Annotated in this window: 26 protein-coding genes and 1 pseudogene; 10 read left to right on the forward strand and 17 right to left on the reverse strand. The window is 57.6% G+C overall.

Annotated elements, in window-relative coordinates; genetic code table 11:
• Positions 1 to 120: 120 nt before the first annotated feature.
• On the forward strand, positions 121 to 711 hold the full coding sequence (locus BLP65_RS03305) for a CBS domain-containing protein (RefSeq protein WP_092992600.1): 591 nt from the start codon (positions 121 to 123) through the stop codon (positions 709 to 711).
• 157 nt (positions 712 to 868) lie between these two features.
• On the forward strand, positions 869 to 1,435 hold the full coding sequence (locus BLP65_RS03310) for a Tll0287-like domain-containing protein (RefSeq protein ID WP_092992602.1): 567 nt from the start codon (positions 869 to 871) through the stop codon (positions 1,433 to 1,435).
• Between the two features lie 71 nt (positions 1,436 to 1,506).
• On the opposite strand, the gene BLP65_RS03315 is transcribed toward BLP65_RS03310, so the two are convergent.
• The 3 genes from BLP65_RS03315 to BLP65_RS03325 form a co-directional block, all read right to left on the reverse strand.
• Positions 1,507 to 1,839 carry a thioredoxin family protein gene (locus BLP65_RS03315; protein WP_092992604.1) on the reverse strand — a complete coding sequence of 111 codons (333 nt, stop codon included), beginning with the start codon at positions 1,837 to 1,839 and terminating at the stop codon, positions 1,507 to 1,509.
• A 79-nt stretch (positions 1,840 to 1,918) separates the two neighbouring features.
• Positions 1,919 to 2,215, reverse strand: a complete 297-nt coding sequence (locus BLP65_RS03320; RefSeq protein WP_175452418.1) for a DUF1540 domain-containing protein — start codon at positions 2,213 to 2,215, stop codon at positions 1,919 to 1,921.
• A 105-nt stretch (positions 2,216 to 2,320) separates the two neighbouring features.
• Positions 2,321 to 2,629: a DUF1540 domain-containing protein gene (locus BLP65_RS03325; RefSeq protein ID WP_092992606.1), complete on the reverse strand. Its 309-nt coding sequence runs from the start codon at positions 2,627 to 2,629 to the stop codon at positions 2,321 to 2,323.
• 150 nt (positions 2,630 to 2,779) lie between these two features.
• Here BLP65_RS03325 and BLP65_RS03330 point away from each other — a divergent pair, with 150 nt between their 5' ends.
• On the forward strand, positions 2,780 to 3,202 hold the full coding sequence (locus tag BLP65_RS03330; RefSeq protein WP_092992608.1) for a hypothetical protein: 423 nt from the start codon (positions 2,780 to 2,782) through the stop codon (positions 3,200 to 3,202).
• A gap of 20 nt (positions 3,203 to 3,222) precedes the next feature.
• On the opposite strand, the gene BLP65_RS03335 is transcribed toward BLP65_RS03330, so the two are convergent.
• Positions 3,223 to 4,542, reverse strand: a complete 1,320-nt coding sequence (locus BLP65_RS03335; RefSeq protein ID WP_092992611.1) for a GGDEF domain-containing response regulator — start codon at positions 4,540 to 4,542, stop codon at positions 3,223 to 3,225.
• A 172-nt stretch (positions 4,543 to 4,714) separates the two neighbouring features.
• Here BLP65_RS03335 and BLP65_RS03340 point away from each other — a divergent pair, with 172 nt between their 5' ends.
• Both BLP65_RS03340 and BLP65_RS03345 read left to right on the forward strand, forming a co-directional pair.
• Complete coding sequence (locus tag BLP65_RS03340) at positions 4,715 to 4,942, forward strand: hypothetical protein (protein WP_092992613.1); 228 nt, start codon at positions 4,715 to 4,717, stop codon at positions 4,940 to 4,942.
• 83 nt (positions 4,943 to 5,025) lie between these two features.
• On the forward strand, positions 5,026 to 5,553 hold the full coding sequence (locus tag BLP65_RS03345) for a hypothetical protein (protein ID WP_092992615.1): 528 nt from the start codon (positions 5,026 to 5,028) through the stop codon (positions 5,551 to 5,553).
• A gap of 35 nt (positions 5,554 to 5,588) precedes the next feature.
• On the opposite strand, the gene BLP65_RS03350 is transcribed toward BLP65_RS03345, so the two are convergent.
• From BLP65_RS03350 to rbr, 5 genes are all read right to left on the reverse strand, one after another.
• A complete protein-coding gene (locus tag BLP65_RS03350) occupies positions 5,589 to 6,044 on the reverse strand; it encodes a hypothetical protein (protein ID WP_092992617.1) in 456 nt (151 codons plus the stop codon).
• Entirely contained in the window at positions 6,044 to 6,349 is a 306-nt protein-coding gene (locus BLP65_RS03355) for a hypothetical protein (RefSeq protein ID WP_092992619.1), read from the reverse strand. Before BLP65_RS03355 ends, BLP65_RS03350 begins: the two co-directional genes overlap by 1 nt.
• A gap of 196 nt (positions 6,350 to 6,545) precedes the next feature.
• Positions 6,546 to 7,592: a PRC-barrel domain-containing protein gene (locus BLP65_RS03360; RefSeq protein WP_092992621.1), complete on the reverse strand. Its 1,047-nt coding sequence runs from the start codon at positions 7,590 to 7,592 to the stop codon at positions 6,546 to 6,548.
• 110 nt (positions 7,593 to 7,702) lie between these two features.
• Positions 7,703 to 8,068, reverse strand: coding sequence for a hypothetical protein (locus tag BLP65_RS03365; protein WP_092992623.1), 366 nt, complete (start codon positions 8,066 to 8,068; stop codon positions 7,703 to 7,705).
• Positions 8,069 to 8,079: 11 nt separating this feature from the next.
• Positions 8,080 to 8,658 (reverse strand): rubrerythrin, encoded by a 579-nt coding sequence (gene rbr / locus BLP65_RS03370; protein ID WP_092992625.1) that lies wholly within the window; start codon positions 8,656 to 8,658, stop codon positions 8,080 to 8,082.
• A 162-nt stretch (positions 8,659 to 8,820) separates the two neighbouring features.
• On the opposite strand from rbr, the gene BLP65_RS03375 reads away from it, so the two are divergent.
• On the forward strand, positions 8,821 to 9,147 hold the full coding sequence (locus tag BLP65_RS03375) for a YqcC family protein (protein ID WP_175452419.1): 327 nt from the start codon (positions 8,821 to 8,823) through the stop codon (positions 9,145 to 9,147).
• A 19-nt stretch (positions 9,148 to 9,166) separates the two neighbouring features.
• Here BLP65_RS03375 and BLP65_RS03380 read toward each other — a convergent pair whose 3' ends face one another.
• The 4 genes from BLP65_RS03380 to BLP65_RS03395 all read right to left on the reverse strand — a co-directional run bounded on the left by BLP65_RS03380 (position 9,167) and on the right by BLP65_RS03395 (position 13,249).
• A complete protein-coding gene (locus BLP65_RS03380) occupies positions 9,167 to 10,033 on the reverse strand; it encodes a putative Ig domain-containing protein (RefSeq protein WP_092992629.1) in 867 nt (288 codons plus the stop codon).
• A 273-nt stretch (positions 10,034 to 10,306) separates the two neighbouring features.
• Positions 10,307 to 11,461, reverse strand: a complete 1,155-nt coding sequence (locus BLP65_RS03385; protein WP_092992631.1) for a GNAT family N-acetyltransferase — start codon at positions 11,459 to 11,461, stop codon at positions 10,307 to 10,309.
• Between the two features lie 158 nt (positions 11,462 to 11,619).
• Positions 11,620 to 12,597 (reverse strand): UDP-3-O-(3-hydroxymyristoyl)glucosamine N-acyltransferase, encoded by a 978-nt coding sequence (lpxD, locus tag BLP65_RS03390; protein ID WP_092992633.1) that lies wholly within the window; start codon positions 12,595 to 12,597, stop codon positions 11,620 to 11,622.
• Positions 12,598 to 12,688: 91 nt separating this feature from the next.
• Complete coding sequence (locus BLP65_RS03395; protein WP_175452420.1) at positions 12,689 to 13,249, reverse strand: cytochrome C; 561 nt, start codon at positions 13,247 to 13,249, stop codon at positions 12,689 to 12,691.
• Between the two features lie 190 nt (positions 13,250 to 13,439).
• On the opposite strand from BLP65_RS03395, the gene BLP65_RS03400 reads away from it, so the two are divergent.
• The gene (locus BLP65_RS03400) at positions 13,440 to 14,372 is read left to right on the forward strand and encodes a substrate-binding domain-containing protein (protein WP_092992637.1); all 933 of its coding nucleotides are present in this window, start codon (positions 13,440 to 13,442) and stop codon (positions 14,370 to 14,372) included.
• Positions 14,373 to 14,417: 45 nt separating this feature from the next.
• Here BLP65_RS03400 and BLP65_RS03405 read toward each other — a convergent pair whose 3' ends face one another.
• Positions 14,418 to 14,714, reverse strand: coding sequence for a hypothetical protein (locus BLP65_RS03405; protein WP_092992639.1), 297 nt, complete (start codon positions 14,712 to 14,714; stop codon positions 14,418 to 14,420).
• Positions 14,715 to 15,317: a cytochrome c oxidase subunit 3 family protein gene (locus BLP65_RS03410; protein WP_092992641.1), complete on the reverse strand. Its 603-nt coding sequence runs from the start codon at positions 15,315 to 15,317 to the stop codon at positions 14,715 to 14,717.
• A gap of 143 nt (positions 15,318 to 15,460) precedes the next feature.
• Between BLP65_RS03410 and BLP65_RS17460 the strand changes: the two genes are divergently transcribed.
• Together BLP65_RS17460 and BLP65_RS03415 are read left to right on the forward strand one after the other, a co-directional pair.
• A complete protein-coding gene (locus BLP65_RS17460) occupies positions 15,461 to 15,550 on the forward strand; it encodes a small membrane protein YohP (protein WP_449649468.1) in 90 nt (29 codons plus the stop codon).
• 29 nt (positions 15,551 to 15,579) lie between these two features.
• The gene (locus BLP65_RS03415; protein ID WP_245688225.1) at positions 15,580 to 16,074 is read left to right on the forward strand and encodes a C40 family peptidase; all 495 of its coding nucleotides are present in this window, start codon (positions 15,580 to 15,582) and stop codon (positions 16,072 to 16,074) included.
• Positions 16,075 to 16,141: 67 nt separating this feature from the next.
• On the opposite strand, the gene BLP65_RS03420 is transcribed toward BLP65_RS03415, so the two are convergent.
• Positions 16,142 to 16,633: a cytochrome c gene (locus BLP65_RS03420; protein WP_092992643.1), complete on the reverse strand. Its 492-nt coding sequence runs from the start codon at positions 16,631 to 16,633 to the stop codon at positions 16,142 to 16,144.
• Positions 16,634 to 17,315: 682 nt separating this feature from the next.
• Positions 17,316 to 18,878, reverse strand: a pseudogene (locus BLP65_RS03425) (cytochrome D1 domain-containing protein); the annotation flags it as partial.
• A 407-nt stretch (positions 18,879 to 19,285) separates the two neighbouring features.
• On the opposite strand from BLP65_RS03425, the gene BLP65_RS03430 reads away from it, so the two are divergent.
• Positions 19,286 to 19,507, forward strand: coding sequence for a hypothetical protein (locus BLP65_RS03430; RefSeq protein ID WP_092992645.1), 222 nt, complete (start codon positions 19,286 to 19,288; stop codon positions 19,505 to 19,507).
• Positions 19,508 to 19,534 lie beyond the last annotated feature (27 nt).

Below are 19,534 nucleotides of genomic sequence, written 5' to 3' on the forward strand. Positions count from 1 at the left end.
ACCTTAATATTCAAAACATTAATGAACGCAACAAATATAAGTGTTTGCAATCACAGACGGAGTGACTTATTCATTAAATGTCGCTACTGACAAGCACAAAATCGATGGAAGGAGTCGCCCATGACCAGTATTTATCGTCCGCTACCCTATAGCAGTCTCGATTCCGACACCGGTTATCATCGTCCGTCACAGCGCCTTCCCGAACGGGTATGCAGGGAGAGTGCGGCCCTCGAGGTGATGACGGATCTGACCCAGGTCGCCGCCATGACCATCGGCCCTTGCGCGACACTGGAAGCCGTGGAAGAACGGATGATCGCCAGTAACGTGCGGCTGCTCCTGGTGACGGACCAGCACAACAGCATTCTCGGCATCATCACCTCCACCGATCTGAAGGGGGAGCGCCCCATGCAGTACCTGAAAGAGGTGGGCGGCAAGCGCAAGGATATTTTCGTACGCGATATCATGACCCCGCGCGAACGGATCGAGGTGCTTTATCTGGAGGACGTCAACACGGCGCGGGTCGGCGACATCGTGGAAACCCTCAAACGGGTCGGTCGTCAACACGCTTTGGTGGTGGATCGGGACGCAGACGGTAGGCAGAGCGTCCGTGGCATTTTCTCCACCAAACAGATTGGCAAGCAGTTGGGTGTGGCAATCGAGACCACTGAGATCGCCAAAACCTTTGCCGAACTGGAGGCCGCCCTGGCCTAGTAGTCCATCGTACCCACACCGGTAGGCCGGCTGCAGAAGAGCGACAGGGAGGTCTGCCGAGTTTATGCAGCGTTGAAACGCCTCACACCTTGAATTCCGTGGCAAACACCGTTTATCTTTGTTCACTTATAAAAGGGAAGGAAAAGGGGGAATACTGATGAAGCGAGCATTCGGTGCAGCGCTGCTTTGCTGCCTGCCATTCAGCACTACCATTGCCGAAGACCATACCGGCGAGCTGGCGGGTGAGAGCAAAGTGATTATCAAGCAATTCATGGGCGACCTGAAAGGCGAGCTAAAATCCGCTATGAAAGCCGGCGGACCGGTCAATGCTATCGGTGTCTGCAATCGGGTGGCACCCGCAATTGCAAAGAAGCATACGGACGACAGCGGCTGGAGCGTCGCCCGGACCAGCCTCAAGTTGCGTAATCCCGACAATGCCCCCGATGCCTGGGAGCAAGGAGTACTGGAGAAGTTCGAGGCACGAAAAGCGGCGGGTGAGCCGGTCAAGCCTATGGCTTATCATGAAACCGTCGAAGAGGACGGCCAGAAGGTCTTTCGCTTCATGAAAGCCATCCCGACCGGCGAGGTTTGCCTGAAATGCCACGGAGCCGAACTGTCACCTGCCGTCGCGGACAAGCTCGACGAGCTGTATCCGTCCGATGAGGCGCGAGGCTTCCAGGCCGGGGATATCCGCGGCGCCTTTACCCTGAAGAAGCCGTTGTAAACATCATTGACACCAGCAAGGGGGGCTTCGGCCCCCCTCTCTTTTTTCTCGTGGCACTTCGGGTGTTCGGTTCACACCTCGAACATCAGCGCGTAGGGTCGCTCCATCTCCATCTGAAGTTCACCGATGCTGAAGGCCCGTGACTTGCGGGTGGTTTCATGCTGTTCGAACCAGACGGTCACGGTCGGTACTGTAAAGACGCCGTGTTGGGCCGCAAGTTCGGGACTCGCTTCACAATCCACTTCGGCCAGCATCAGTTCAGGGAATTCCTCCTCCACCATTGCCCGCACCCGCGGTTTGAGCGCATTACAAACACCGCAGCCGGAGCTCGAAAAGTAGATTAAAACGGCGGGATGCTGCTCCACGAAGGCGTCGAACTGCTGGGAAGAAGTGAGGGATTGCATGGGCCGCTTGCGTGTCCGAGGGTCACTCCGATTATGGAAAGGCGCCGCCCCGCAGTCAATTCAGGGACGGCGCTGATCACTATCGCGGCGAGAAGGTCAGGCAGTCGATGCTGTCTCCGGCGAAACCCACCTGGATATTTGCGGCTTGGCATTCGAAATCGTCGTTGTACTGGCAGCCATTGACCTTGCATGCCCCGACGCCGGCGATCTCGGAGGCCCTTTTCACATGACTTCCGGCCTTGAAGTAGGTGTCACACCCCGGTTTTACGCCATCGCCCACGGTGATGGCACGTGCGTGACACGCCTGCTCAAGGTTATAGACACACTCGGAAACCTGACACTCCGACACATTTGGCATTTCGACTGTAATCTTCATGATAACCATCTCCTTGTCGTGTTAACTCCCTGCAGACCGAAGTCTAGCAGCCTATCGACCGCTGAACGTACCCGAAGACGTGGTGCCCCGCCGCGGGGTACTTTTCTACCGCGCCGTCTGCGCATAGGTGAGACACCCAATAAAGTGGAAGTCATCGACCCAGCCAATGTAGACCCGCTCCGCAGTACATTCGTAATCATCGTTGTAGCGGCATTCGTTGCTCTTGCAAGCACCTACGCCGGCAGTATGGGGCCGCGGCGGGACCCGGTCATTGGCTGTATGAAAGGTGTCACACTCCGGTAGATCGCCGCTGCCGACAGTAATGGCCCCGGCATAGCAGCGGGCGCTTCGGTTATAGACGCACTCGGGGACAGAGCAGCGCGCGACGTCGCTGGTCTCGATGCACTTTTCCATGGTGAACCAATCGTTGAATTTATGTTTGAGCGTAGTTCTCCCTCTTCAACGAACCAAGTTTTTGGGTAAAAACCTCCACCTCCGCATCTGCGGCGTACACACATCGATTTTGACCCATTACAAATGGCAGCCGATAATGGAGTGAAATTCATGTCCCGCTACTGCGGACCCGACAGAGAAAGATTGGTTTTGGAACTCAACTATGAAGAGCGCCGCCGGCTGGCGCCCATCGTCATGGCTATCCTCGACGACTGGAAACTGGATGGCGAACAGCAACTCGCCGTTCTCGGTATGCCTGGCGATACCCGCCCGCGTCATCTCAATCAGTACCGCCAGGGTACGACGCCATTTCCCCAGGAAGCTGAGCTCATTGATCGCGCTCGCCACATCATCGGCATCCAGGAGGCGCTACACCTGATCTTTCCGCGTAATCCGCTCATGCCGGGTTTCTGGCTCTCCAACCCGAACAACCGCCAATTCGGGCAGGCACCGGTGAATATCATGCTGGAAGACGGGCTCCCGGGAATGGAGCGGGTCTGGGGCCACCTGGACTGCACGCGGAACTGGAGTTGAGACCGCTACAGACGCATGGGTCAAACTAGCTCAAGCGGTTCTGTCAGCGCGCAATGGACACGGTCACGACCGGCCGTTTTCCCCTGATAAAGGGCCTCATCGGCCATAGCGATAAGCCGAGCAAGATCCGTTCCGTGCCGCTCGGTATCGGCGACACCCACGGTGGTGGTTACCTTTATCCCCTCGGGATGCAGTTCGGAAAGTGCGTGGCGGAATTTCTCCGCCGCCTGGAGACCCTCGTCTGGCGCGGTGGCGCCAAGCAGCGTGACGAACTCTTCGCCTCCGAACCGGGCAACGAGGTGTCCTTCCGACTCGGGGAACATGCCTCGCAACAGACGGCCTATAGCCTCCAGAATCCGGTCACCGGTGAGGTGTCCATAGGTGTCATTAATGTGCTTGAAGTGATCGATATCATTCAGCAGTACCACGACAGATCCCTTGCGGTCAGCCATGAACTCCTCACCGAAGTCGAGCAAGTAGCGTTTGTTACGAGTCCCCGTGAGGCTGTCGCTGAAGGCCATCAGGCGCATCGCCTCGCTCTGGCGCCTCATGGTGGCAAAGGTCTGGCTGACCATGAGCAACGAACGAATACGTGCGATGAGGATCTCTTCAATGATGGGTTTTTCGATGAAGTCGTTTGCACCGCGATGCAAGACTTCAGCATGCCGTCCGCTATGGGAGTTTCCGGTGACTACCAGTACCGGCAACTCCTGGGGTGAACATCGACACTCCTGCCGAACGTAGCGCAGCAGGTCCTCGCCCGTCGCCTTGCCACTGAGGAAGTAGTCCGTCACCACCAGGTCGGGAAGCCCACTGTCCGCTTCGTTCAAGCGCTGCATCGCCATTTCCGCCGAGGTGACGTGTTCAACGTCCAGTCCCTGGCGCACCATGGCCCTGCACCCCCAGGCGGATGCGGTCCTGGAGTCCTCCACATAGAGAACGCGACCAACATATCCCGGGCTACGCTGCACGAACTCCTTGATAAAGCCGCCCAGGGCCTCGATACCGCGGGATTTATCGAAGTATTCCGTGACACCGGCCTGAAAACCACCGCGTTTCAGCCGTTCATCGGCGTCTGACGAGACCACCACGACAGGCGCCCGGCCGTGCCGACGGCTCTGCCGGATATGCAAACAGAGATCGAGGCCATCCATATCCGGCAACTGCAGCGCAGTAGTGATCAGGCCAAACGGCTCCTGACGCGCCTCCAGCAGTTGCAGGGCCTGTTCACCGGTAGCGGCGATATCTACCTCTGCTTCCATTAGTTCCTTTCTAAGGTACGACCTCAGCACGGCTTGCGCCACGCTGGACCCGTCTACCACCAGGATTGCACGGCCCATCGCGATTTCCCTCCGTCCGTCACACTGCCCTGGGTCGGACGTGATCAACGCTAAACAAGAATATTTCGCGTTAACTCACGCATTATCGGTACCAGTTCCCGGCAAATCTTGCCAAAAATATTGGACATCTTCTGCTACTGTTGCATAGTGGTTCGAAGAGAGGAAAGCCGCCATGTCGGGAATCAGAAAAACAGAAGACATTGTCTGTCCCTCCTGCGGAACGCAGGGAACCGTCGGGCTGGGGATGGCAATGATCGATGCGCGTAGCGACTACCGGGAGTTCCAGTGCCCCGGCTGCAGGTCTCGCGTGCCATTCCAGGCCAACCGCGCTATCATCGATATTGCATGGCTTCCCCCGGCATCCGGGGAAGAATTCACCGAAACCCCCGCCCCTCGGTAACTTTCCCGGCGGGCCTCCGGCCCGCCGGTGCGCAGCACAGGTTTGCGTGGAAACACCGCAAGGCGCCGCAGGCAGGACCAGCGATGAAACCCGACCAGCCTTTCCGGTTAACCATCACGCCTGACGGCATTGACGCATTCTGCGAACGACTGCGCCGCTCCTCCGCGACGGCACGCCGGGCAGTGGCAGGGCTGGCGGCATTGCAGACGTTCCTGGCGGAAACTGCCGAACCGGGAGACAAGGCATCAAGCGCTTACCCGGCTATCAGGGAGCGTCTTGCAGAGCACCTGGAAGCTGCCTCACAAGCTGTGGTCGACGAGGCTGCCGAATCCCTTGCCGAGGGCGTGCGGCGACGGGATCCGGCCGCTGTTGCTGCTGTGCACCGAAACCTTTCCCGCAGCGGTTTCCGTCAGGCACTGGCGCGGGCGGCGGCATTGGAGTCGTCGGGATCCGATTCCAACCCCGCAGCCTGGGCGACCTTATGGTGCAGGGAGGCCGAAAAGCGTGCGGAGGCCGCCAGCGGCTACCCGGACGCCTTCGACTTTGTCAGCGCCGGAATCCCGCTTGAGCAGTACGCTGCCATGCGCGATCTCCGCGACAACCGCTTGTAAACGCCCTCCGAACCAGGCCGTCGCCAATCACCAACTCAGAGGACCGCGAGTGCCCCCTGACAGCGGCGCTCGAGTTCCTCCGCCTTGTCTTCGTCGATCAGCAGCAGTACCAGCTTCTTGCATTGGGCAGTGACTTTGAGCAATCCCTCGCGGGTCTCGGGAGCGGCATTGAGCTTCTGCACTACTTTTGTGGCATCTTCACCCAGCACATCCTGGGCAATCAGTACCAGCTGGTCGCGAATGCCTGCGATATCGGATTCAAGCACCTCAGCTGACATGCCGTCGATACTGACAAATCCTTCCCGGGCCAGTTCTACCAACCGACCCTGCACATCCCAGTCCTCTCCCCCCTTCTCAGCCAACTGCTCGACCGAAGAGCGCCCATCCACCAGAATGAGGACATGCCGCAATTCTTTGGCGAGACCGTGGGCTCGCGAGCGGAGCTCTTCTTCCCCCTTGTGGGTTTTGCGGACGATGGCCGCCTTGTCCATCAGTCCATTACCTCCTGGATTACGCGATAGATCAGCTTGACAGTGATCAAGACGTAAATTGCGCCAAAGAAGAAGATACAGGCGACGACAAGCCGCAAGATGCTTTCCGGCATGGCGCTAAAAAAGGGCGTACTGATATAGCCCACAGCAAATAAGCCCACTAACCACAGTAAGGTGTCCCAGCTTTTGCCAACGATACCTCCGGGGATACGGCCCTTCAGGTTGAATACCAACCACAAGCAGTAGCCCATGACCGCAATGGCGGCGAAGGTAATTACTTGCGGTACATCAAACGTGGGATCCATGTGGTCACTCCTTTGTATTTTTGTGAACTGCATAGCAGTTATATCACGAGAATTGTTTTAGGCATAGCGACTAGCAAAGTATAAATGCCCTGCCCGAAATTGCCACATTTCTCCGTGCAGATCACAGCGAAGATCATCAAACAAAAAAAAACCCGGCCTGAGCCGGGCATTCACCTAACAGATGAATTTAGTAAGATTACTCCTGCCCCAAGCCGCTGGACGGGCGATCTTCGGGCCGCTCACGTTGTGTGGACCGGTCAGGTCGAAGGGCGCTCTCGAAAGCGCTGAATTCCGCCTGATCGAGTTGGCCATCGTTATTGGCGTCGGCCTGTTCCCAGTTCTCGGCGAGCCGCTCATGTTCCTCGACTTCCTGCTCGCTCAAATAGCCGTCGTCGTTCTTATCCAGTTCGGAAAAACTTGCCAGCTCTTGAGAGTCCCGGGTGTCTGATTCCGGCTGTCCCCGGGACTGCTGTTGTGAGGTCCCCTGCCGCGCCTGGACGTGAGCACGGTAACCGGCTTCAAAGGCACTGAATTCGGTCTCGTCGACCCGGCCGTCGGCATCAATGTCGACTGACAGCCATTTCTCCGACAAGGGCCTGCTCACTCCAGACTCCTGCCTGCTGATAAAGCCGTCGCTATCCGTGTCCAGCGTTTCGAATGCCGCCAATTCTGCTTCGACCTCGGCCGTCGGCGGCTGAGCCGCCATCGGCTGTTCCTGTTGGGCCTGCTGCTCCTGTTGAGGCTGCTGTTCCTGTTGAGCCTGCTGTTCCTGTTGGGCGACCTGATCCTGTTGAGTGGCATCTGCCAGTCGCATATCGCCAGAGACTTCGTCGTATGCGTTTTCATTGAAGGCGGAGGATTCGGCCAAGGCGTCAGCAGAAGCTGAGGTGTTGGTAGCAATCCGATCGCCGGTGCGATGCAGCTGCGAAACTGGAATCGCTACCTTGGTACTACCGATCCCCAGGAATCCACCAACCGAAAGCACCACACTGAGCTGTTGATCCAAGTCTGTCACGACACTGTCAACGGATCCGAGCTCTTCACCCGCGGCGTTATAGATGGTCTCGCCTTTCAGCTCGCTGACGGTCATGTTCATGATGTCGCCGGACGTCTGCTCCGACGTCGGCTGCTGCTCGGTAGCAGGGTCGCTCACGCCCTGCTCCTGCCCGAACACATAGGAAGGTACACCGAGTGATAGCCCCAGAATTGCGCCTACCACGACGGCCAGTTGTTTCCGTTTCATCGCAAGCCTCCTTGCACCATCCGATCGGCGCGTACGCTTGTCAATGAGACTAGTAGGCAACAGGACAGCCGCCTATCCGAAAAATTGCGGATAGGCGCTATCGAGTAACGCTATCGACTTCCGGTAAGGAGGCCTTCAGCCACTCTTTTCCCTCGGGAATAGATGGCGATGCCGCCGTCATCCTCGGCCATCAGATCGAGACAGGCCTTATTGCCTTTCAAGCGGCCACTCAGCCACTCCCGGCAGTACTGGCCTTGGTCATTGACCCACCAGCGGCCCTCTGCTCCGGAACTGTTACGCAGGGTGCCGTCCTCTGCAAACTCCAGGGTGTAGGCAGACCCTGTACGAAGATAGGTGCCCTGGAGTATCTGCCCCTCGAGGAGAGAACGTACCTCACTTTTATCCCGCAGGTAGTCAGCGCCATGCACAGTGCTCGAACAGCCCAACAGGACCAGCCAGAAAAGTATCGCGCGCATTCTCCCCTCCATCACCAGTTTTCCGCCAGCAGTTCGAAATGGGCCCGGGGATGATTGCAGGCCGGGCAAACCTCGGGTGCCTCTTCGCTTTCATGAAGATAGCCGCAATTGCGGCAGCGCCAGGTTACTTTTCCATTTCGCTGGAAGACGCGACCCGCCTCGAGGTTCTCGGCAAGCATCCGGTAGCGACGCTCGTGCTGCCTTTCCGCAACAGAAATCGCCTCAAAGACAGCGGCAATATCATCGAATCCCTCTTCCCTCGCCACCCGTGCAAAGGCGGGATACATGTCCGCCCACTCATGGTTCTCCCCCTCGGCCGCGGCATGAAGATTTTCCAGGGTATTACCCATTTTCCCCGCCGGAAAGGAATGGCTAATCTCTACCTCGCCACCCTCCAGAAACTTAAAAAAGCGTTTGGCGTGCTCCTTTTCCTGATCAGCGGTCTCCTCAAAAATATGACTGATCTGAACCAGTCCCTCCTTGCGGGCCACTGCGGCGAAGTACGTATAGCGGTTGCGGGCCTGCGATTCACCCGCGAACGCGGTCAACAGGTTTCTCTCGGTCCGGGTTCCTTTGATGGTTCGGGTCATCACATGTCCTCTGTTACGGAAAAGACACGCTATTTTCACCCGTGGCCACTCTCCGGGTCTACACTCCTCCGTCGGACAGCGACAGCGCCTGCATGGTGACTCTGCAACCACGGTGTTACCATGAGACAGTCCCGCCAAATGCATCGTTTTCAATCAGGAATCATGAACAGCGAAACCCATCAACTTGCGGATCTACTGCTGGCTATCGAGGCAGAAATGCACCGTATCGGATTGTGGGAGGCGGATCCGCCCTCCGAGGAGGCCTTATCGAGCCTAGCACCGTTCTGCTATGACACCCTGCAATTCCATCAGTGGCTGCAGTGGGTCTTTATTCCGAAGACCAAGGCGATCGTCGAAGTTGGTGAAGATTGGCCCTCCCGTTCCGATATCTTTCCGCTCGCCGAGCATGCCTTTCGGGAAATTACTTGCGATACGGGAATGCTGCTGCTCCTTATCAAACAGTTCGATAACTTCATCAACCGGAGCTAATGCGGCAGGTCACCCGTTCTCAGTACCCGACCAGCTTCTGTCCCTCCTCCGAAAAATCGCTTTCCATTCCCTGGCCGTCCAGAGCAGTCATGGTGAAGTACCACTGCCCCTCATCCAATTGCTCTATGACGTGGGAGGTGATTCCTGCATCGATCTCAACGATCTCCGTGTACTCGCCCGACTGCTGACCATAATGGATGCGGTATCCTGAAAGGTCCGTGAGTGCGCTGCCGTCGGTACGTGTGGTCGGGGGCGTCCAGCTGATAGCAGCGGTCCCGTTTCCGATGCCATCATCGAGAACCGTGAGATCAAAAGATTCCAGGGACGTTGTCAGTGCGCCGTCGGTCACGCTAATCGCAATCCCGCTGGTTGTCCCCACATTGTCGTAGCCCGGTGTACCGCTCAAGGTGCCGGTAGCACTGTCGAACTGTGCCCAGGTCGGACGGTTCTCGATAACGAAGGAGAGGTCATCCCCGTCAGGATCGGAAGCCGTGGGGGTAAACCGATATTCGCTGTTTTCGGTCACTTCGGTCGATGGTGTGCCACTGATGGTCGGGGCCCGGTTAACCGGTTCAGCATCGACAGCGTCATCGATTCCGGAATCGGAACTGTCATCGACCTGTTCGGCATCGGTATCGACGTCGGTACTGTCCGTACTGTCGGCACTGTCCGTACTGTCGGCACTGTCCGTGCCGTCGGTAACATCAATGCTGTCCGTACTGTCGTCGTCCTCAAAACCGGCCGGAGTGCCAGCACTTCCATCTTCGACAACCGGTTCCTGGAATGCAGGATCGAGTGGTTCCGTGTCGCCAGCACCGCCACAGGCGGACAAAACCACCGCACTACTTAAAACCAGGACCAGACCCGACAAACGCAGGGGAAACATTCGCACACCTCCAGAAATCGCCCTCCCTGGAGAAATGATTGCGGCACCGCCCTTTGCCGTCTGAATGAGGCGTGCAGAATAAAAGTGCCGGGAATGTTTCGATGTGCGGTCAGTCGCATTGAGTTAGGAGTTCTTCTGATTTGCGATAGGGTTGGCGACCCTGATGGAACCCGTTCACAGGGCGAACGTGGTTGATGTCAGGATTGGGTGACAGCAGGACATCAACCCAAACTGCCGGTTTTAGTACCGCAAACGAAAGAACATGACTCCGAATTACACGCCCCTTGCATCAGAGCGAGTGGGGCGGATTGCCCTTCCGAATTCCCGTGCCGCGGTCAGCTTTTTTCGTCCATACCAGCGGAGTTGAAATAACGGTGGGACTCCGCGCCGCGGGGTACCGAGCGTCACCATACCTGCCCGGCGGGTGCGGCTGGTCCAGCCTTTCATGTATGGCATCGCCGGTCCGGTAAAGTCGTAGGTCGATATGGCCGGATCATCGATGCAGAACTGAATGGTGTGCCGCATCATCAGGGCACCAGGACCATAAGACCTGAACTGCTCGTCATAGCCCAGCTTCAGGCTGTAATAGGTTCCCCCGAATACCGCCCCCAGTTGTGCAGCGATTGCCTTGTCGCCCAGGCGCAAGAAATGCAGCATCAACAGATCCTGTTCGGCGGCGTCGCCGGTAAACGCACGCCAGAATCCCTGCGTGTGAGGATCAAGAACAATCGCTGTCCCCGCCCGACCCTTCCAACCGGAGGCCTCGACGGTAAAAAGTTCACCGAGAGCGCTTCGTAGAGACTCGGCATCGCGGGGAGCGATGTTTTCGAAGGAAACAGGCCCAAGTTGCTGGAGCTTCCGCGCCTTCCTGCCGAGCTCTTGCCGAAACTTCCCGGCCAATCGTTGCTCGATGAGACGCGGGTCCGTTGTTTCAAGAAAAGGAATCTCTCGGGAGGGCTCGTATCGAAAGGGGATTCCGCGGGATTGGCACTCTATCTTCAAGGGCTCAAGGACACCGGAGTCCTCTCGCATTGCACTATGCAGGTATCGGAACCAGCTGCGCCTTTCGCGCGTGAAGTAATCACAAGCCATCCGGACGAATGTTTCCCGGTAATCGGGATGACAGATCCAGTCGGCATCGTACTCTCCGACGGCATGCACGGTGCGCCACGTCGAGAAAAAAGGAAAGGAGCGACTGGACTGGATCACCCACGGAATGATTCCGATTATTTGATCTGCATCCTTACCGACCAACAGGCGAAGATTCGTCGCTTCGCGATAACGAAACTGCCAATAATTCAAAACCCACATCGGGGTTTGAAACAAGCGAATCGTTCCATGCTCCCGCACCAACCTTTCCCACCCGGAAATCAGCCATTGAGGTGGATGTGACCCGGCAGTCAGTTCGGTGACGATGTACTTCTGCATTAATACACATCCCTGTTTGCGCCCCCGCAGTTTGGCAAGGGCAGCGCCGGCAAAAGTCTAGGCACGAACCCTTCCGCCGCACCATTCGTATTTCTACGAGCACGAACAGGCATCCCCAAACCGCCCGGCACTCATTCCCGACCTTATGCCGAGCGCTGTTATTTCTTTCTTGCCTGCTTATACGCCAGCGCCACAGAGCGTCGCCACAGCTCGGCGGGCTGCGCCGGGCTGCCGGCCCAGACTCCCTTCTCATTGATGCTCTTGGTAACCATCGACTGTCCAAGGACGATGACTCCATCCGCAATCTCAATGTGGTGAACCAAGCCGACCTGACCGGCCAGTGTGACGTGATTGCCCAGTTTCGTACTGCCGGCAATGGCAACGTGCGAAACCAGCAGGCAGTGCTCCCCCACTTGCACGTTATGAGCCACGTGGACGAAATTGTCGATTTTTGTGCCCCGCCCGATACGGGTCGGCAGGAACCGACCGCGGTCGACGGCGCCATTGGCTCCAATCTCGACGTCATCTTCGATGATCACGCCGCCTATCTGGGGAATTTTCTTGTGTTCGCCATCTCGAAGTAAATAGCCGTAGCCGTCTCCGCCGATAACCACTCCCGGTTGCAGAATCACCCGGTCGCCGATGCTGCAGTGCTCGCGGATCGTGACATTCGGGTTGATCAGGCAGTCTTCGCCAAGGGAAACGTGGTCCATAATGACGGTTCCTGCGAGGATCTCCGTATGGTCGCCTACTCGCACATGGCGACCGATAACGACCCCCGGGCCAATGCGTATTTTTCTGCCCAAATCGACGTGATCGCCAATAACGGCGCTGGGATGAATCCATTCGTCCTGCTGCATGGGCGCCGGCCTGAACCACTCCGCAATCTGCGCGATGGCATACTCCGGGTCGTCACTGTAGAGATTGGCTTTGCCCTCCACTTTCAGTTCCGGTCTGGTGATGAAGGCATCAATCCGCGATTGCGCCGCCTGTTCCAGGAGCTTTGGGGATCCGACAAAGGAGAGGCGCCCGGACAGATCATCCGTCAATCCACAAAGCCCCTCGATCATCAGGGCGGGATCGCCCTCGATCTTCAGACCGAAGTGTTCACCAATCTCGGCTAACGTGTAACTCATCCAATTCCCCTTCCTGCCTTGTCGGCCCTGCACTTGGCACCCGAAAGAACCGGGTTACACCCCGGGATGGCGAATACCGGACTCGACGTAGTTAGCGGTCCGTAAAATCCGGGATTTCAACCTCATCTTCGGAGAAACGACCCTCGTCGGCACGGGTGTGACAGGCATCACAGTGGCTCAGGAAGCGCACCTGCGGATTACCCCGAACCGCCTCCCTCGGAAGGCCGGCATGTTTCTCAACGAAATACGGAATCATGGTAATCCGAAGCGGCGTCACCTCTTCACCGAGCGAGCGCAGCAGTTCGTAGGGCAATGGATGAGGCCCCCGGCCGGCAGCGTTGTTCAAAAGATAACGGCGAGCGTTACTTAGCTCGCGCCTTGATAGCTCGACCTTCTCACCAAAGTGGTCATTCAGGCCGGTCAATATCCGCTCCCAGGATTGCGGGGGAAGCAACCCCGCCGGATAGGCAAAGTGACATGTTCCGCATGCATCCCTGTAATCCGGAGACGCAGGCGGTACAAAATCGGCGGCCTTCTGAACACCCGGCAACTCCCGGGTCCCGTTCGGCAGCTGCTCTTTCTCCGCCATCGCCGCTGCCGTCATCGTCAGTGATGCAACACAGGCCCACAGGGCCGCTCTCTTCCAGTTCATGGTTTTGTTCTCTTTCTGAAGCCTTGGATGCCTTATTCTAACGCGGGTTTCTGAACCAGAGCTGAATGCTTCCTTAAGGAAATCCGCACCAATAAGCACTTGCCGGCTATACTCCGGTTGACCTTTTCCTAACATGCTCTAGAGTGTTTCGGGATTCTGAAAAAGAGTCAAAATCGCAAGAGGGAATAACATGGATAGAGGTATTTTCTGGGGCGTTATCATTTCGCTCACTGTTACTGTGAACATGGCACGAGCAGATGATACCGTGAATTGGGTCGGTTGCGGTATATCGAAACTCGGCTATATGCAGGCGCTCGCAGATGCGTTCGAGAACGAAACCGGTGCCCAATTTGACCTCGCAGGTGGCGGTGCAACCCTCGGCCTGCGCTCCATCAGCTCCGGAAAAGCCCAGTTAGGAGGAAGTTGCCGGTTACCGCTGCTGAACGCAAGCGGCGATGGTGCGATCTCCTCGGAAGAGAAGCTCAAGTTGATCCCGATCGGGTGGGATGCGCTAGTCGTCACCGTACATCCGGAGAATCAGTCGGTCTCCGATATCACTCGTGAACAACTGAAGGACGTTCTGACCGGGAAGATCACCACCTGGGGAGAGCTGGGAGGTAGCCCGGATCGGCCCATCAACCTCTACGTGCGTAAAGGCAAGATATCCGGTGTCGGCCTTACCCTTCGCCAGCAGCTTTTCGATAATCCGGATCAGCCGTTCGCCCAACGGGCAACTGTACTGCAATCCTCTGGAAAGATTGAAAAGGCGGTCGAGGGCGATCCGGACGGTTTCGCCGTCAGCGGGATTAGCAGTAGCCGACAACGAGCCCTGAAGATGCTCGATCTCGAGGGCGTCGACCCCTCTCTCATCACTTTCAAAAGAGGCAAATATCCCCTGTACCGCATCCTGTTTCTGGTTGCTCCACAGGACTATGAGTCCGACCCCCTGCTTAGCAGGTTTGTCGATTTTACCTTCTCTGTTGAGGGCCAGCGCACTATTCAGAATGCAGGCACTCTGCCCTTCCATCGTGGCGCCCTGCTTTTAATGAAGGCCAGCCGCAATTACGTCAGCTCCCTGGAAGTAATGAGCAACAGCGGCATCTATACTATCGGCGGGCATTGAGGGGACATTTTGCGACGAAACAGCTAATCAGCCGCAACCACTCGCCTAAAGAGCAGACCAACGGGCGATGTCGTCACCGAAAAAGGCGGTTATCACCAAAGCCAGCGGCGACAGGGCAACGAAGATACGAACCAGGTGCCGGATGAACGGATGTGCCACACCAGATTCAATGAAGCATCCGGCAACAATGATTCCCTTGGCCCACATGACGGCAGCCATCAACAGCGGCAGCCAGGGTGCCGCGCCAAACCATTCGCCTAGCCCCAGACTGAGCAGTGTCAACGCAACCAGCGCCAGCCAGGCCATGGTCAGAAAAGCAAAACTGAGCGGTTTTTCTCTCATTTATGCCAGGACGTAAAACAGAGGGAAAATAACCAGCCAGATGATGTCGGTCGCGTGCCAGTAACTGGCCAGCGCCTCCATCCCCGAATGCTCCTCGGCCGAATAACCGCCAAATACGAGGCGCACCAACACAAACAGCATCCCCAGAATGCCCCACGAGGCGTGCACCAGGTGATTGAGCGTCAGATAGTAGTAAGTGGTGAAGAAAATGCCCGAATCACCCTCTATCCCGTTACCGAGATTCCAGCTAACCTCCAGATATTTCACCAGCGGATAGAGCAAGGCGACCAATAAACCGGCAACCAGCCACCTTACCGCGCTACGACTGCGGCCGAGGCCAATCGACTTCACGGAACAGGCAATGAAATAGCTGCTGGTAACCATGAGAAGTGTGATCACAGTGCCAGCAGCACTGGACAGTCGGCCGGGTCCTTCGTGGAAGGCCTCGGGATGATGGGCACGGGCGATAAAATAGATCGTGAACATCATCGCGAACTCGACAAACACACAGGTAATGCCAACCCAGATGCCCCTGTTTCCGGGTATTCGTCCCTCTCGCGGGAGGGCCGCCGTCGGGGCGGGGTCGAGTGCGGCTTCAACCATGCAGCGCGATTTTCCTCAAGCCGGAAGCGAGTCCAAGTTTATCAGCGGCTGACCTTGTGGACTATAGATGCACGGGGAAAGACGGTTGCCTGCCTGGTAAAGTGCACTAGACTCGAGGGCAGACAAACCGGAGGGGCAAGGGAATGGTTTTCAAGGCACTGGGATGGGGTGCGTTCATCATCTTTCTTATCGGGCTGCTGGTAGTGATTGGTCTGCTCGCCCTTATCTTTTAGCCGGGCAGAGCCATTTTCTGGAACGATTCGTGAACCGGTTCAACGCTTTTCGCCATGGCATGGGGATGATGGTGGAAATGCGAACCGCGATTTCCGTACTGTTGGCCGGAATGCTCCTGGTTGGCTGCACTCTTCAGCCAACACAGCAGAGTGCCCCCCCTGATGATCCGGTGATAAGTATCGCCGAAAGGCAAGTCGGCAAGCCCTACCATTACGGTGGCCATTCACCCCGAAGCGGCTTCGACTGCAGTGGGCTCGTCTGGTATGCCTACAGCCAGGCGGGCTTCGAGGTACCGCGCACCACCGCTGCCCAGTTCGCCGCCACCCATCCGGTGGGCCAGACCGGTCTGTTACCCGGGCATGTGCTCTTTTTCCGTATCGACGGCAAACCCTCACACGTCGGCATCTATGCCGGAAAAGGGCGTTTTCTGCATGCCCCTTCCAGCGGAAAGCATGTCAGCTACGAGTCACTCTCCAACCCGTACTGGCAGGCACGACTGATCAAGGCCGGGCGCTTCCGCTAAGCGCCCGGCCGGACAGCATCGCGCGGACTACAACACTCCTCCCCGCTCCGAACCGCTGCGCAGCTGATCAGTGGCTGTGCGTGTCTTTGGTGCCCCCGACCAGACCCGGGAACCGTCCCCCGGCAAAATCCTGGTGGCAGCTCTGGCAGGAGCGAGTCATCTCTTCGAAATAGAAACGCTCCAGTGCCGGATTTTCCTGTTTACCCGCCTCGGCCAGATGCGCCGCCAACTCGTGAAACTCGCTGTCGGCCTCGATGAAATGCTGGGGGAGAGTACCAATCTCTTTCCGCTGAGCGGCACTGAGCTTCTGCTTGAGGACAAAGCTGTCGTAAATCTCGTGCGCCCGCTCAGCAACCGCGTGGTGCTCTCCGGTAATGATGGCGGTGTGCAGTGGCCCCATGGCAGACGCCAGCAACTGCATCTCTTCAACCAGTATCTGCCGCGTCTCGGGCGACAACCGCTCGGTCACTGTTTCCTGCGCACTAACCACGGAAGTGGCAGACAGCAGCAAAGCCGCTGCGAACGATGTGCGCTGAAACAGGCCTTTCTTGCTCTTCATGATGAATACTCTCCCGGTTCACAAAATGGACGCAGGGCCCGGCTCGCTGCCGATGTTTATTCGATGCAGTCCGTCAAGGTGCCGCGAACAGGCCTCTGGTCGATCGATGTTTTTGACTAACATACCGTAGAACGATTTCAATTCCGATTCGTTCCCGCTTTCTATCGCCACAAGCGCACAGATTTCCAGGCTGGCTGCGATTCTGGAATCCGGCTCAGATTGCGACCTTTCGGGCATGCAACAATGCACAAGTGGAAACGGCTGCCAATTCGAACCAGACCTGCCGCAGGGAACCTTATTTGCAATATCGAGGGCTATACACTCCCGGAACTTGAGTGCTTGCTGGCTACACCCGTCGGCACCTGGAGTCACGTCTGTACCGGGCACGGTGCCCGATGGCGGACAGAGTTGGAGCCGGAAATGAACCGCCGCGTTCAACAGAGGAATCCGACAGAAAGGCCAGGAGGAGGCGTGCACGGTTTCGAGCGGACCCGCCGGGCCGGCCTTGACGCACCCGCTCTCTGATACAACGCAGGCGTCACCGAATGCCGACTCGGCCACTATGTGGCGGCCAAAACGTGCTTTCGTCCGAGCCTCGACCGATCCGCGCTGGCCACAGCTGGCAACTACGACATGGGGCTGATCGCTCCAGGCTCCTGGGAGCCTTTCCGAAAACAGGCTCCTAGTAGACGTCCCGCTGGGTGTTATAGACATTGAACTTGCCGGTCGGGGTGACCAGGCGCTTGTCCTTGATAACCTTCTTCAGTTCGCGGGTCTTGTCGTCCACCACCACTAGCGCAGAGGTCTGGTCCTGGCCGTTCCAGACCGAGAACCAGACCTCGTCGCCGGCGACGTTATACTCCGGCTGCACCACGCGCTTGGGGCCCTCCCCGAGGTCGGCCCAGTCGGCGATGGGGAGGACCTCATAGCCGGCATCCAGGTTATCGATGTCGAACACGGCAACCGACTGGGAGATCTCTTCGTCCGGATTCAGGGCCGTATCGACCCACAGGTTGCCGGACTCCGGGTGCGTCTTCAGAAACAGCGAGCCGCCACCCTGCCCCTGGAGCGTGCGTACCACCTTCCAGGCTTTGTCGGGGTGCCCTGAAGGGTCAGTGCCGATCAAGGCAACAGAGGCGTCACCCAAATGACCGGTAGCCCATACCGGACCGTGCTCGGGGTCGATGAAATTAGCCCCGCGTCCCGGGTGGGGCGTCCGCCCGACGTCGATGAGTTTCACCAGTTCACGCTCTTTGGAATCGACCACCGCGACCATGTGAGACTCATTGGCGGCAGTGAGAAAATAACGCTCGGAGGCATCCCAGCCGCCATCGTGCAGGAAACGGGCGGCACCGATCGTGGTGGTCTGGAGACTTTCGATGTCCTCGTAATTCACCAGAAGAATCTTGCCGGTCTCCTTGACGTTAACAATGAACTCGGGGTGCTGGTAGGAAGATACGATGGCCGCAACTCGCGGCTCGGGATGATATTCCTGCGTATCGACCGTCATGCCGCGGGTGGAGACGATGGTGCGCGGCTTCAGGGTATCACCATCCATAATCACATACTGCGGCGGCCAATAGGCACCGGCAATGGCGTAACGGTCCTCGTATCCCTTGTATTTGGAGGTCTCCACCGAACGGGCCTCCATGCCGATCTTGATGCTGGCCACCTTGGCCGGCTCTTTCATCCACAAATCAATCAAGTCCACCCTGGCATCACGGCCGATAACGTACAGGTAGCGCCCCGAGGCGGACAAACGCGAGATGTGTACGGCATAACCGGTTTCGATAATGTTGACGATTTCCTTGGAATCACCATCGATGAGAGCGACCTGGCCCGCATCCCGCAGCGTCACGGAGAACAGATTATCGATGTTCAGGTCATTCTGCTTCTCTTTCGGACGATTCTCCGGCGCCACCAGCACCTTCCAGGTGTCGCGCATCGCCTCCATGCCGAATTCGGGAGGCTGCGGTGGTTCGTGCTGTAGAAAGCGGGCCATCAGGTCCACCTGTTCCTCACTCAGCTCACCGGAGCTGCCCCAGTTGGGCATGCCGGCGGGAGAGCCGTAATTAATAAAAACCTTCAGGTAGTCAAGGCCTCGCTCACGGGTAATGTCGGTGGTCAACGGCTTGCCGGTGGCGCCCTTGCGCAGCACTCCATGGCAACCGGCGCAGCGCTGGAAATAGATCTCCTTGGCCTGGTTCCACTCCGCCTGGTTCATGTCCGGGTCGGTGCGGATAACTTCGCGCTCCTCCGAGGGCACATCGACCGGAGCCCCCTTGTACATCAGTTCGCTTTCGGATGTATCCGGATGAGGCGGGCTCTTCTCCGCAGCAAGAAGGAGCATGGGCAGGCTCAGGGCGATGAGGGCGGCAAGGGCCCGGCGTGCGACGTTACACTGCGTCCTTTTCATGGGCGAGACTTCCCTTGGTTTCCGGTGCGGATGGTTTTCTAACAGCCTACCGTTAGGTTAGCAGCGGAATTTGCGGGCTCCATGCTCGAGGCACCGCCAGACGCCAGGTAAATCACTATTATCAGCGTTCAAAAGGAAACGCTTTCTCTGGTTGGCGCCTGGGCAGGAGGCGGGAACGCCGGCTACTCTTTGGCTATACAAGAGGTTCAGCCCGTCTTTAAACTGCGGAACAGGGAATGCAGGAGCAAACCAAGCCCACCCGGGGTCTGCCCTTCTGGCAGCGAATCCTGATCACGATCGTCGCGATGTTGATCGCCAGCTTTCTGTTCGGGCAGATTTGGCAGGCGATCTTCAACACCAATATCCCCAGCTTTGTCGCCGGTATTGTCGGCGGTCTTTTCGCCCTCCCTGTCTGGGAGGCGCTCAAGCGGATGCGCATCGATTTGAGCCGCCGCTAGAATCAGGACAGATGAACCACCATCCAA

It is taken from the genome of Thiohalomonas denitrificans (genome assembly GCF_900102855.1).
GTDB classification, from domain to species: domain Bacteria; phylum Pseudomonadota; class Gammaproteobacteria; order Thiohalomonadales; family Thiohalomonadaceae; genus Thiohalomonas; species Thiohalomonas denitrificans.